The organism is Martelella sp. K41-7 (genome assembly GCF_055808365.1).
In genome coordinates, this window is the sequence record NZ_CM147867.1 from 4,086,126 (window position 1) to 4,099,540 (window position 13,415).

The following is a 13,415-nucleotide window of genomic DNA, read 5'->3' on the forward strand; positions in this document are numbered from 1 at the left end:
CGCCCGGCCTGTTGCCGGGTGTGGCGAATGCGCAGCTTTCGGGCCGTACTACCGCCGGGAGCTCCTCTTTCCCGATTTGCAGCATTCGGCCACCTGCCTGCGCGGGCAGGTATCTTCTCTGTCAGCAGTAACCGGCAGCGCGCGCGGTGATCACCTCCATCACCTCGTCGGGATCGCGCTTCCACCAGTTCTCCGCCGAAAAAATCTCCACTTCGTTGAGGCCCGAAAAGCCTTCCGCCTCCACGGCTTGCCGCAGGTCCGGAATATCGATCATGCCGTCACCCATCATGCCACGGTCGTTCAGCATGTCTGTTGTTGGCACCAGCCAGTCGCACAGATGAAAGGCCATCAGCCGATCTCTGCCCGCACGTTTGATCTGTTCCTTCACCGCTGGGTCCCACCAGATGTGATAGACGTCGGCAGCAACACCGATACCATCGCCAAGGCGGTCGCAGATATCGAGCGCCTGCGCCATCGTGTTCACGGCGGCGCGGTCGGCGGCATACATCGGATGCAGTGGCTCGATCGCGATCTCCACGCCAGCGCTACGGGCGTATTCGAGTGTTCTGGCAAGCCCTTCCTCGATCATGGCGCGGGCACTGGCGAGATCGCGGCTTCTGGGCAAAAGCCCGCCAACCACCATGACGAGGCAGGCAGCCCCGATGGTCGCGGCTTCATCCACAGCCTTGCGGTTGTCATCGATAATGGTGTCGGTCAGTGCGCCTTCGGCCGTATACCAGCCGCCGCGGCAAAGGCCGGAAACACCAAGCCCGGCCTCGCGAATCTGGCGGGCGGCTTTTTCTGCGCCAAGGGCCTGAAGCTGGTCGCGCCAGGGCGAAATGCCACCAAAGCCGTGGCGTGCGCAGCCATCGATTGCCTTGTCCAGCGTCCATTGCGGACGCGTGGTGGCGGTGTTCAGCGAAAGACGTTCGGGGGTGATCGTGTCCATCAGATTATACCCCGATACCGTGCGTTGCCATCACCCGAGCGGTGCGGGTTGCCGCCATCTCTGCATCGGCAATCAGTCCCGCTGCATCGGCAAGCCGGACGATCTCGGCCAGATGCTGTGCGGAGCGCGCGCTCTGCTGGCCGCCGAGCATGGTGAAATGATCCTGATGACCCATCAGATAGGCCAGGAACACGACGCCTGTCTTGTAATAGCGGGTCGGTGCCTTGAAGATATGGCGCGACAGCGGCACAGTCGGTTCCATCACCGCGCCCCAACGCTGCATGTCGCCCTTGGCAAGGGCGGCAAGCCCGGTGGCAGCCACCGGCGCGATCGGGTCGAAAATGCCGAGAAGCGCGTGGCTGTAGCCCTGATCGTCACCGGCAATCAGTTCGGGGTAGTTGAAATCATCGCCGGTATACATCTTGACGCCACCCGGCAGACGGCGGCGCATGGCGATTTCCTTTTCCGCCGAAAGCAGCGAGATCTTGATGCCGTCGACCTTGTCGGCGTTTTCGGCGATCACATTCAGGCAGGTATCCATCGCGACCATATGGTCGGTGCTGGCCCAGTAACCCTCCAGTGCGGGATCGAACATCTCGCCAAGCCAGTGCAGCACGGCCGGCTGTTTCAGGCCCTGCAGGATACGGCCATAGACGCGGGCATAGTCGTCGGCGCTTTTGGCGACTTTGCACAGCGCCCGTGAGGCCATCAGGATCACTTGTCCGCCGGTCGCTTCAACCGCTTCACACTGCATTTCGTAAGCCGCGATGACGTCGTCGACAGTTTTGGCATCTGCCGGGTCGAGATGATCGGTGCCCGCGCCGCAGGCGATCGAATGACCGCCGGCCTTCGCATCCTTCACCGAGCGCTGGATCAGTTCCAGCGATGTCGGCCAGTCCATGCCCATGCCGCGCTGTGCGGTGTCCATGGCTTCAGCCACGCCGAAGCCGAGCGACCAGAGATGGTGGCGGAAGGCGAGCGTCCTGTCCCAGTCGACGGTGCAGTCGGACCAGGGATTGTTGTCGGCAAGCGGATCGACGACGACGTGAGCTGCGGCAAACACCGAGCGGTTCCATGTGCCGTTGTCGGCTTCAACCGGCGTGCCTGAGAAGCTGAAGGTCTCAAGCGCGCCAGACGCGGTGGGAAGTATAATCGCACTCATGTTCAGATCCCCAGATCTTCGATGTCCACCCAGCGGCGCTCGCGGGCGCTTTGGTAACCGGCTTCTGCAAGCTGGACGCCCTTGGCGCCCTCGGTCAGCGTATAGGCCCAGGGGCCGTCTTCCAGCACGTGACGCAGGAACTGCTCCCACTGCACCTTGAAGCCGTTGTCGAACACGGTGTTGTCCGGCACTTCCTGCCAGTCATCGAAGAAATCCATCTTCTGCGGCTCGTCCGGGTTCCAGACGGGCTTCGGCGTATTGGCGCGATGCTGGCTGTAGCATTTGTGCAAGCCCGCCACGGCCGAACCATGGGTGCCGTCGATCTGGAAGGTCACGAGATCGTCGCGGCGCACCCTGGTGCACCAACTGGAATTGATATGGGCGACGATATCGCCCTCGAGCTGGAAGGTGGCATAGGCGGCGTCATCGGCGGTGGCCTCGTATTCCTTGCCGTCTTCATCATAGCGGGTTGGAATATGGGTCGCGGTGGTGCAAGAGACCGCCTTGACCGGCGCCACCACATTATCGAGCACATAGCGCCAGTGGCAGAGCATATCGGATACCATGCCGCCGCCGTCAGCGGCGCGGTAGTTCCAGCTCGGGCGCTGCGCCGGCTGGTCCTCGCCGGTAAACACCCAGTAACCGAACTCACCCTTGACCGAGAGGATTTTGCCGAAGAAGCCGTTGTCGCGCAGGCGCTTCAGCTTGAGAAGGCCGGGGAGGTCGAGCTTGTCGTGGACGATGCCGTTCTTGACGCCCTTTTTCTTGGCGTAACGGGCAATATCGACCGCCTCGCCGAGACCTTCGGAAACCGGCTTTTCGGAATAGACATGCTTACCGGCATCGATCGCCTTCTTCAGAAGCGTCGGACGCAGCTTGGTGGAAGCCGCATCGAAGAAAATGATGTTGTAGGGATCGGCAAGGGCTGCATCGAGATCGGTTGTGTAGCGCTCAACGTTGTGGCGCTTGGCCAGCTCCTCGATCTTGGCGGCGTTGCGGCCGACAATGATCGGATCCGGCATCACCTTGGTGCCGTCCTTGAGACGCAGACCACCCTGATCACGAATAGCCAGAACCGAACGGATCAGATGCTGGTTCATCCCCATGCGGCCAGTAACGCCGTGCATGATGATCCCGATACGATTGGTATCAGACATTAATTCTCCTCCCATCAACGTGCTTATTACCTACCAGTTAGTAATAAAGCGGTCAAGGACGTGCAGGACGGAAAATGGTGGTGTTGATAGAAAGATGATTTTCGGGTTCAGACAGCGAACTGGAGCGCAAAAAGCAGCGCAACTATCGTTGCCATCTGCTCGGCGTCATCCTCGGGCTTGACCCGAGGATCCAAGCCCCTTTCCTCATCAACGGCGCTGATTTTGGGCTTGGTTCTTTGCGACATAATGAGCAAGGCGGCACCATCGCTTCCCGCGATAAACGTGACTGGATCCTCGGGTCAAGCCCGAGGATGACGCCCGTAGGGTGGGCCTGGGAAGCCAAAAAGCCAAGAATAAGATCTTGGCGGAAGGGCAGGTAACGGGGCCTTCGGCGGAAATGAACTGACCGAAGGCCCCGCCCGTTCAAACCTTCTCGAACAGCTCGATCACTTGCATCTCCGGCACCAGAACCAGACCCTTGTCGGTGATGCGGATTTCGGGGATGACGGACAGCGGGATCAGGTTGAAGCCCATATAGGGAATGGCGCAGCCGGCCTCTTGCCATTCGAGCTTCAGGACGCGCATGTCGTCGGCAACATCGTTGACGCGCTTGTCGGAAAGAAGCCCGGCGATCGGCAGTTCGACCATGGCTCGGACCTTGCCCTCGTCGACCACGCAGACGCCGCCCTGGCTTTCCTCGATCGCGCGCAACGCCACCTGCATATCGGCCTCATTGGTGCCGGCAACGATGATGTTGTGGCTGTCATGGCCGACGGAAGAGGCCACCGCTCCACGCTTCAGCGAGAAGTCGGACAGCAGGCCATTGGCGACGTTGCCATCCGACTTGCCGTGACGCTCGATCACCGAAACGAAGCAGAGATTGTGGCGGTCGAAATGATCCTGCCAGTCATTGGCAAGTTCCAGCTCTATTCTGTCATGAACAAGCGTGATGCCCGGCAGTTCGGTGCGGATGCAGTTCGCAATGACCTTCTCGGCCGGAAGATCGGGCGTCAGCTTGATCTCCTTCGGCAGCTTCACGGTGTGATAGGCGGCTTCCGGATATTTGTAGCGCTTCGAAAGTGCTTCATCGAGCAGCGGCGTCACCTTTTCGTCTTCGACAACAAGTTCGCCGCCATACCAAGTGTTAACCGGCTTCAGCGTGTCATCGAGCAGCACGATGTCAGCGCGTCTGCCGCCGCCGAGCCCGCCGATCTCGTCGCCCATGCCGAAGCGGGTGGCGCCGTGGAGCGAGCCCATAGACCAGGCCTGTTCCGGTTTCATACCGGCCTTTACCGCCTGTCGCGTGACCCAGTCCTGGCCGAACATCAAAAGATCATCGGCATCGCGGTCGTCGGTGCAAACCGCCACGCGCTTGTGGGAGGCGCCAAGTTCGGTGATCGCCTTGATTGCCTCGGGCAGCGAATGCCAGGGCGTGGTCGGGGGCCGCCGCGCAGGAAAATCCAGACTCCGGCTTCCAGCAGATCATTAGCAATCTCGCGGTCGATCGCTTCATGTGTATCGGTCACGCCGGCTGCGGCATAGGCTGCAACGAAGTCGCGGCCATAGACATGGCCGGAAACAGGGTGGCCGCGTTTGAGCGATTCAGCGATGATGGCATGCGATCGTTCATCGCTCATGGCTACGGGAACGAAGTCCATTTTTTCGCCCAGCGCCACAGCCTCCGGCCATTTGTCGAAGATCCTTGCGATCTTTTCCGGCGTCAGGTCGCCGCCTGCTGTTTCCATCTCGGGGCCTGTCGCAGGCACTGTGCTCGGGACCGTCAGGAAGATCGAGAGCGGCGCCTGGCGGGCGTCTTCCAGCATCGCCTCAACGCCCGCGACATCCATCACATTGCCGATCTCGTGGCTATCGCAGAAAATGGTCGTGGTTCCGTTCAAAAGAGCTGCCTCGGCATAGGCGCAGGCCGTGACCATGCTTGATTCAATATGCAGATGCGGGTCAACCAGACCCGGTGCGATGATGCCGCCCTTGACGTCATAAAAGCTGGCCGCCTTGCCGAGATAGCTGCCGGCAGGCTTCATCGCGGCGATGCGCCCGCCCGAAATCCAGATTTCGCGGTCGTCCAGCATGCGTTCCGAATAGGTCGACAGCACACGCGCGCCGGTGATGACGAGATCGGGAGCGCTGCGCCCGGAAGCGACATCGGCAAGCTGCCGGGTCATATCGGAAAGAGGGGCGACGGAAAAGCGTGTCAGCTTGCTCATGATGGGCCTTCGTGCTGGTCAAAGTGGCGCGTGGATCGGGGTGTCCGTTCCGAAGAATTTGTTTTGATTGCGGAGGCTAACGGCCGCATGAGATGGGGTCCAGAGATTTCTTGAAAACCATGTTTTCGGCCTGTTCAGGCCGTCGCCGTGCTCCTCAGCCCGCAGTGGCGCGGGCCTTGGCGATTGCTGATTCCAGCATGATCTTGTCCAGAACACCCGGATAGACGGTCCGGCCGATCACATAGGATGGCGTGCCGTTGAACTGGAACGCCTCGGCCTGGTGATAATTGCGGTCGAGCAGGTCGGAAATCGTTTTCTCGTTCGTCTTCACAGCTGCGGCGATTGCGTCGAAATCAAGGCCCGCGCCAGTCAGTAGCGTCTCGATCCGTTCATGGCTCAGCCGTCCCTTTGCTGTCATCAAGGCATCAAGTGCGGTCTCATATTCGCCAAGAATGGCTGCGCCCTGAACCGCTTGCGCGGCATAAACCGAGACATCGCCGAAGATCGGCCAATCCTTCATCACCAGTTTGACATTGCCGTCGCTCGATACGACCTCGCGCACCATCGGATAATCGCGCTTGCAGTAGGTGCACTGAAAATCGAAATACTCGACCACGGTGACATCGCCATCCGGATTGCCGAGAACCGGCGCGCTTGGATCGGCAAACACGTTCTCCGGCGAGGGGTCATGGGAAAATGCGCTGATCGGGAACAATGCAAGCCCCGACCCCGCGAGCATGCCTTTGAGAATGGTGCGTCTTCCGGTCATCTGTGTCTCCTTCGAGCCGAACCCGGGCGAGTATAGGAGAAACCGCAGTCTTGCTACCCATCAACTTTGCGCGAGCCAGGTTTGATAAAAGAAATCTATCGGTGCATGAGAAATTGAAATTGGACATGGATGCCGCAGTTCCGCTTCATTCATTGTAGGAAAATAGCGGGAGCGATCCATTGAACGATAAGAAACTCTATCTCAAATTCATCGATGCCAACGTGCAGGGCATAATTTCTCTTTATTGGGAAAATGCGCCGGAGACCTGCAATGCGATCTGGGGCGCGCTGGAAAAGCCGATCCAGTGGCCGGCAACCCATGCGATCTTTTCCGGACCTGAAATCATGATGGGTCTACCCGAAGAAGCGCGCAATTTCGATCCGACCAAGCTTCCGCCGGAAAACCAGACAATCCTGCCCGAGCCCGGCGAGATGTTGTGGTTTTACCAGCCCAAGAATTTCTTCAAGATCGACCCGGAGGAATTCTGGGAGCTTGGCATGTTCTATGGCAATGGCGGCCGCACCTTCGGCCCTACGGGCTGGATCTCCTGCACCTATATCGGAAAAATGACCGAAAATCTCGATGCGGTTGCAGAGCAGTGCAAATTGATCCGTATCGAGGGCGCAAAACGGGTGGAGCTTGGCCGTCTGGCCTGATCCGCCGAAACCATAAAAAAGGAAGGGAATAGCATGAAACGCGTAACCACTTTGCTGGCGACCGTGTCAGTTCTTGCCGCTTCGCAGGCTCCTGCCTTCGCTGCGGAAATCACCATCAACTCCTTCGGCGGCGCCTATGAGGAAGCGCATCGCGAATGCGTCATCGCGCCGTTTACCGAAGAGACTGGTGCGGATGTGAAGATCGTCACCGCCTATTCGGCCGACGCTTTTGCCCAGCTGCGCGCCCAGAAGGATGCGCCGCAGTTCGACGTCATCCACTTTTCCGGCGGACAGGAAATTGTCGGTGCCGAGGAAGGTCTTCTCGCTCCGATCGATCCGTCCAAGCTCACAAATGCTGCCGATCTTTACCCGTTCGCCGGCGCCAATATGGAAAAGGGCGAAGGCCCCGCTTATCAGATTGCGGTCATCGGCCTTCTTTACAATAGCGACGAGCTTGCAGACGCGCCCACTAAATGGGCCGATCTTATGCAGCCGGAAATGGCTGAAGGTCTGGTGCTGACCGACATTTCCAACACCTACGGCCTGTTCGGCTTCCTGATGCTGAACAAGGTCGCAGGCGGCGATCTCGAGAATATCCAGCCTGGCCTTGATGCAGTGAAGACCATGCTCGACAACGGAGCCTATATCGTCTCCAAGTCGCCGGAAATCCAGCAGTCCTTCGCCCAGGGTGGCGCTTTCGTCGCGCCTTATGCCTCCGATTATGCCTATACGCTCAGAAAGGCCGGCCTGCCGGTCAAGTTCCAGCAGGGCGCGGAAGGAACGCCGGCAAGCTATATCACCACCAATCTGGTGGCCGGTCGCGACAATGAGGATCTGGCGCTGAAGTTCATCGATATCGAACTTTCGCCCGAAGCCCAGGCCTGCTTTGCCGAGGCGCTTCGCTATACGCCGACCAATTCGAAGACCGTACTGCCGGAAGAGGTTGCCGCCGATGTCGCCTATGGCGAAGAAGGTGTGAAGAGCCTGTTGCGCTTCGATCCGGAAGTGATCGAGGCAAGCCGCCCCGGCTGGGTTGTCGAGTGGAACAAGACTATCGCCCAATAAAAGTCGGTATGTTGGCTGCACCCCGGGAATACCGGGGTGCAGTCTATAAAATCAGCCTTGCGCGCGTGCCGTTGACGAAGCGGGCGGTCGTGGCCGTTGCGGCTTTGATATACAAGCAGTTTATCCCGCCCGAATGGCAACACAATTGCCGACAGGTCTTTCTGATGACATCGCTCGGACCCCGCCCATCAAGGGTAAGATGGTTTCGGGAAACTGCCGTCAGGAGACACAGTTTTCGCGCTGTCTCGGTGTGTCGTAATCGACGTTCGTGATAAAAATACTCTCACTGGCAACCAAGCCCGAAGGAAACCCTTACATGAAAACAGACCGTGCCGAGAACGCGCTCCTGGTTTCGCCGGGACTTCTGCTGCTGGCGCTTGCCTTTTTTCTGCCGATAGCCCGAATGCTGGCGTTGTCGATCATGAGCGAAGAGGGCGGGTTCACGCTTGCTCATTTCGCCGAGTTCGTTAGTGAACCCTATTATCTCGGCGTTTTGTGGCGCACAATCCGGCTTTCCGTCATCATCACGCTGATTGCCGCCCTTGTTGGTTTTCCGCTGGCCTATGTGATGGCGCGGTCGGGACCAAGGTCGCGGCTCTGGCTGATCATCGTCATCCTGCTGCCGCTGATGACCAGTGTCGTCATCCGCACCTTCGGCTGGATGGTGATTTTCGAGCGCGGCGGGATTATCTCCGGCACACTTTATGACCTCGGACTGGTGAAGCGCAATTTCACATTGATGCGCACCGAAACGGCGATTGTTATCGGTATGGTGCAGGTGCTGCTGCCGTTCATGACGCTCTCGATCCTTGGCGTGATCACGCGCATCGACCAACGGCTGGAAGAGGCGGCACGCACCATGGGGTGCAGTTTTCTTCAATCCTTTCGCCATGTGGTGCTGCCGCTATCCATGCCCGGCATTGCCGCCGGGTCGCTTCTTGCCTTTACCCTCTCGGCAAGCTCTTTCGTGACGCCCAGCCTGCTTGGCGGACCACGGCTCCAGGTGCTGGCCTCCTCCATTTATTCTTCAGTGACGCAGACGCTTGACTGGCACTTTGCCGCTGCCCAGGCGGTGATCCTGTTCCTCGGCATTGCGCTCACCCTCATTCCCTATTTCAGGCTCACGGGAGGTCAGCATGGTTAAGGCGATACCGCTCTGGCTGAAGATCGCGAACTATGTCTTCATCGCGCTGATCGTGGTGTTGATGCTGGCACCACTGGTCGTGGTCGTCGGCACCTCGTTTTCGGCCAACCAGTTCATCTCGTTTCCGCCAAAGGGCTTTTCGCTGGAATGGTATCGGAAGGTACTGTCGTCGAACGCCTATTTGGGCTCGGCGGGGCTCAGCCTTGCAATTGCGCTGATGGTCACGGTCTCTTCTGTCGTCATCGGCGGTGCGGCGGCGATCGCGATCCACCGGCGAGAATTGCCAAAGTCGGAACTCTTGAGCGCGCTTTTCCTGTCTCCGCTGATCCTGCCGACAATCATCTATGCGATCGGCCTTCTGATGTTCTGGAGCGCGACCTTCGGCCGTGTTTCTTTCGTTACACTGTGGATCGGCCATACGGCGATTACGCTGCCCTATGTGGTGCGCACCACGCTGGCGGTATTAACGGAATCCGATCCTTTCATCGAGGAGGCGGCGCGCACCATGGGGGCGGGACGCCTGCAACGGCTTTTCTTCGTTGTGCTGCCACAATGCCGGCCGGGCCTTGCCGCAGGGGCCTTCTTCGCCTTCAATATCTCGTTTGACGAGGCGGTGCTGTCGCTGTTTTTAAGGACGCCGGACCTTACCACCTTGCCGGTGCAGATCTACGGACAGCTCGAATTTAGCCCGGACCCCTCTGTCGCCGCGGTCTCCACGATCATGATCGCGCTCACGGTGCTGCTCATTCTCGTGATCGACCGCGTTCTCGGAATCGGCAAGTTCGCGAGCACATAGGAAAAAGTCATGTCAGACATTCATCTCGATCAGATCAGAAAATCCTATGGCCATGTGGAAGTGCTGCACGGCATCAATCTCGATCTTGCCTCCGGTGAATTCGTCAGCCTTCTGGGCGCATCCGGCTGCGGCAAGACCACGCTGTTGCGCACTGTCGCGGGGCTTGAGGCCGCCACATCGGGGCGTGTGATCATCGACCGTCAGGACGTCACCAACCTGCCACCGGAGCGCCGCGACATCGCGATGATGTTCCAGTCTTACGCGCTGCTGCCGCATCTCAGTGTCTATGAGAATGTCCGTTTTCCGCTGCGCATGCGCCGCATCGGTACGCGGTCGGAACAGGACCAGCGGGTAAAGGATGCGCTTGAAACGGTTCAGCTTCCGCACCTTTCCGACCGGTTGCCGCGCCAGCTTTCCGGCGGCCAGCAACAGCGCGTGGCCCTTGCGCGTGCCATCGTTTCCAACCCGAAAGTGCTGTTGCTTGACGAACCGCTTTCCAATCTCGATGCGCGCCTGCGCGAAGACATGCAGGTGGAACTGATCGAGATCCACCGCCGCCTCGGCCTGACCACGCTGTTCGTCACCCACGATCAGGAGGAAGCCTTGAGCCTTTCCGACCGCGTCGTGCTGCTGAACGCCGGCAAGGTAGAACAGGAGGGGGCGCCGGAAGCGATCTATGCCGAGCCCGCCACCGAATTTGTCTCAGGTTTCATCGGCTCGGCCAATATTATGCCGGCGAATTTCGAGGCGGGGGTTGCGGTTTTCGAAGACGGCCAACGGCTTGATCTGCCTGTCTCCGGCAGGCCGGACGGCCCGGTTTCGGTCGCACTCAGGCAGGAGGATCTCGGCGTGGCCGCTGACGGCGAAGGCTTGAAAGCCACCGTCAAGACCCGCGTCTATCTCGGCGCGCGCAACCGATATGTGCTGACCCTTGCGGGCCACACCATCCGTATGCTGACGGCAAACGAGATCGTTTTGAAGCCGGGTGAAGACGTGGCGCTTGCCATTGACCCTGACCGTATCCGCATTCTTGAGCGCCAGAACGCCTGATTCAAACCGAAGGAAGATCCCATGTCGGATTTCGAGACGCGACTTTTCATCAATGGCCGGTTTGAGGCAGGCGAAGGTAGCCCCGAGACCGCGTTCGAACCCGCTACCGGCAGAATGCTCGCCGACGTCGCCTCGGCGACTGAGGCCCAGATAGACCGCGCCATTAAGGCTGCCGATGCTGCCAGGACCGGTTTTGCACTGACGACGCCGAAGGAGCGCGCTGCCGTGCTCAACGCCATTGCCGACAAGGTCGAAGGCAATGCGGCGCTGGCGGCAATCGAATCCGTCAATGCGGGCAAGCCCTTGCGCTTCGTCGTAGCGGGCGAACTTGCCAATGTGGCTGATGTTTTCCGTTTCTTTGCTTCCGCCATTCGAAACATGCCGGCAACCGCTGTGGGGAATTACCGTTCGTCTTCCATGATGAGCGTAATGCGGCGTGATCCGGTCGGCGTCATTGCACAGATTGCGCCATGGAACTATCCGCTGCTGATGGCGGCGTGGAAGATCGCGCCGGCCGTTGCGGCTGGAAACACGGTGGTGATCAAGCCCTCCGAGCACACGCCGTTCAGCCTGTTGAAGCTCGTCGAGATCATCGGCGATCTACTGCCGCCGGGCGTCATCAATGTCGTGCTTGGCAATGGGCTTGACGTCGGCCAGAGGCTGATTTCCCATGATCTGGTGCGGATGATCTCGCTCACCGGCGATGTGCGCACCGGCCGCGCCGTGCTTCAGGCCGCCGCCGGCCCGATGATCAAGCGCACCCATCTTGAGCTTGGTGGCAAGGCGCCGGTGATTGTCGCCGGCGATGCCGATCTGGAAAAGCTCGTGGCCACGCTGCGCGAGGCCAGTTTCTATAATGCCGGACAGGACTGCACCGCCGCCTGCCGTATTCTCGTTGACCGCTCGTGCGCCGATGAATTGAAGCAGCGGCTGGTCGCCATGATCTCAGACCTCACCTATGGCGCACCGGAGCGCGACGACGTCGAGTTCGGCCCGGTCATCACCGCCCGCCACCGAGACCGCATCGCAGGTTTCGTCGAGCGTGCGCAATCAGACGGTGGCAAGGTGCTTGTCGGCGGGAAGGCGCCCGCAGGAGAAGGCTATTTCTTTGAGCCCACGCTGGTCGAGGCGCCTGCCGAAGCCGAGATCGTGCAGAAGGAAGTGTTTGGGCCGGTGATTTCTCTCACTGCTTGTGCAGACGAGGCGGAAGCGCTTGCGATCGCCAACGCATCGGAATATGGGCTTGCATCCTCCGTCTGGTCGAAGGACAGCGCACGGGCGACACGGATTGCCGGCGCACTCGAATACGGGGTCACCTGGGTCAATACGCATGGCGTTTTCGCCACCGAGATGCCGCATGGCGGCATGAAGAATTCGGGCTATGGCTCGGACCTCTCCATGCAGTCGCTGCTCGACTATACCCAGGTGCGTCACGTGATGACCGCGCTGGACTGAAGCTTGATTGTGCGCATGCCGGGAGGCTGTTAGAACATGCCCATGCGCATCATCGACATGGCCACCTTTGTTGCTCTGGCTCGCAACCGGCATTTCGGCCGGACGGCGCAGGAGCTCAACGCCACCCAGCCGGCCATCTCCTCGCGCCTTGCCATTCTGGAGCGTGAATATGCCTGTCGGCTGGTGGAGCGCGGCGACCGCGAATTTCGCCTGACGCCGGCCGGTGAAGAGGCGCTGAGGGTGTTTCAGGACGTCCTGGAAAAGCTCAACACGCTGAAATCCGACCTCAAGGAAGGCGGCAGCGATGCCGCCTATATCGTGCGCATCGGGGCGATCGATTCCGTGGTCGCCACCTGGATGCCGGATTTCATCGAAGCCCTCAGCCACGCCATGCCCAATCTCAGGGTGGAGCTCACCATCGAGGGCACGCGCGATCTGGTCGCAGGTCTCGGGCGCGGCGAATTCGACCTGATCTTCGGCATCGAGCCAGCGATTGGCGACAATTTCCGCTCGTTCATCATCTGCTACTACGAAATGGTGTGGGCGGCAGCGCCCGCCGTGATTGACGAGAAGACCACCTACAGCGTCGATGAATTGTCGAACATGCCGATCATCACCTTTCCGAAGGGCACGCCGCCCTACGCTTATGTGGCGCCCTATTTTCAGGACGAGCGGGTGCTGGCGTCCAAGTTGACGAGTTCAAACTCTCTGTTTGCGATGATCAATCTGCTGATCGGCGGTTTCGGCGTTGCCGCCATTCCATCTGTGGCGATTGCGCGCGAACTGCAGGACCGGCTGCTGTGCCGGGTGAGCGTCACCAAGCCGTTCCCGCCAATGCCGATCGTCGCCAGCTATCAGACGGCCGTCGGCCAGAATATCCTGCGCGGTGTGGCCGAAGAAGCCCGCAAAAGTGCTGCCGCCTATTGCCAGCAGGCGGCTTCGGAAAGTGCCTGGGTGCCGGCGGCCCCGTAAAGCCGCCGGATTTTT

General features: G+C 59.8%; 11 protein-coding genes and 1 pseudogene. 7 read left to right on the forward strand and 5 right to left on the reverse strand.

The window, feature by feature from the left end; all coding sequences use genetic code 11:
• Positions 1-121 precede the first annotated feature (121 nt).
• The 5 genes and pseudogenes from AC0L7L_RS19405 to AC0L7L_RS19425 form a co-directional block, all read right to left on the reverse strand.
• Positions 122-949: a sugar phosphate isomerase/epimerase family protein gene (locus AC0L7L_RS19405; RefSeq protein WP_473510843.1), complete on the reverse strand. Its 828-nt coding sequence runs from the start codon at positions 947-949 to the stop codon at positions 122-124.
• Positions 950-953: 4 nt separating this feature from the next.
• Positions 954-2,111 carry a dihydrodipicolinate synthase family protein gene (locus AC0L7L_RS19410; protein WP_272213764.1) on the reverse strand — a complete coding sequence of 386 codons (1,158 nt, stop codon included), beginning with the start codon at positions 2,109-2,111 and terminating at the stop codon, positions 954-956.
• Positions 2,112-2,113: 2 nt separating this feature from the next.
• The gene (locus tag AC0L7L_RS19415; RefSeq protein WP_272213765.1) at positions 2,114-3,268 is read right to left on the reverse strand and encodes a Gfo/Idh/MocA family protein; all 1,155 of its coding nucleotides are present in this window, start codon (positions 3,266-3,268) and stop codon (positions 2,114-2,116) included.
• Between the two features lie 423 nt (positions 3,269-3,691).
• Positions 3,692-5,493 (reverse strand): annotated as a pseudogene (locus AC0L7L_RS19420) (adenine deaminase).
• A gap of 154 nt (positions 5,494-5,647) precedes the next feature.
• A complete protein-coding gene (locus AC0L7L_RS19425; protein WP_272213769.1) occupies positions 5,648-6,262 on the reverse strand; it encodes a DsbA family protein in 615 nt (204 codons plus the stop codon).
• A 179-nt stretch (positions 6,263-6,441) separates the two neighbouring features.
• On the opposite strand from AC0L7L_RS19425, the gene AC0L7L_RS19430 reads away from it, so the two are divergent.
• The 7 genes from AC0L7L_RS19430 to AC0L7L_RS19460 all read left to right on the forward strand — a co-directional run bounded on the left by AC0L7L_RS19430 (position 6,442) and on the right by AC0L7L_RS19460 (position 13,400).
• Positions 6,442-6,918 carry a DUF3830 family protein gene (locus AC0L7L_RS19430; RefSeq protein ID WP_272213770.1) on the forward strand — a complete coding sequence of 159 codons (477 nt, stop codon included), beginning with the start codon at positions 6,442-6,444 and terminating at the stop codon, positions 6,916-6,918.
• A gap of 33 nt (positions 6,919-6,951) precedes the next feature.
• On the forward strand, positions 6,952-7,983 hold the full coding sequence (locus tag AC0L7L_RS19435) for an ABC transporter substrate-binding protein (RefSeq protein WP_272213771.1): 1,032 nt from the start codon (positions 6,952-6,954) through the stop codon (positions 7,981-7,983).
• Between the two features lie 316 nt (positions 7,984-8,299).
• The gene (locus tag AC0L7L_RS19440; protein ID WP_473510846.1) at positions 8,300-9,127 is read left to right on the forward strand and encodes an ABC transporter permease; all 828 of its coding nucleotides are present in this window, start codon (positions 8,300-8,302) and stop codon (positions 9,125-9,127) included.
• Positions 9,120-9,923, forward strand: coding sequence for an ABC transporter permease (locus tag AC0L7L_RS19445; protein WP_272213773.1), 804 nt, complete (start codon positions 9,120-9,122; stop codon positions 9,921-9,923). The genes AC0L7L_RS19440 and AC0L7L_RS19445 overlap by 8 nt, the downstream gene beginning before the upstream one ends.
• Before the next feature lie 9 nt (positions 9,924-9,932).
• Entirely contained in the window at positions 9,933-10,973 is a 1,041-nt protein-coding gene (locus AC0L7L_RS19450; RefSeq protein WP_473510849.1) for an ABC transporter ATP-binding protein, read from the forward strand.
• Positions 10,974-10,994: 21 nt separating this feature from the next.
• Positions 10,995-12,428, forward strand: a complete 1,434-nt coding sequence (locus AC0L7L_RS19455) for an aminobutyraldehyde dehydrogenase (protein WP_473510851.1) — start codon at positions 10,995-10,997, stop codon at positions 12,426-12,428.
• A gap of 36 nt (positions 12,429-12,464) precedes the next feature.
• Complete coding sequence (locus tag AC0L7L_RS19460) at positions 12,465-13,400, forward strand: LysR family transcriptional regulator (protein WP_272213776.1); 936 nt, start codon at positions 12,465-12,467, stop codon at positions 13,398-13,400.
• Positions 13,401-13,415: the final 15 nt, after the last annotated feature.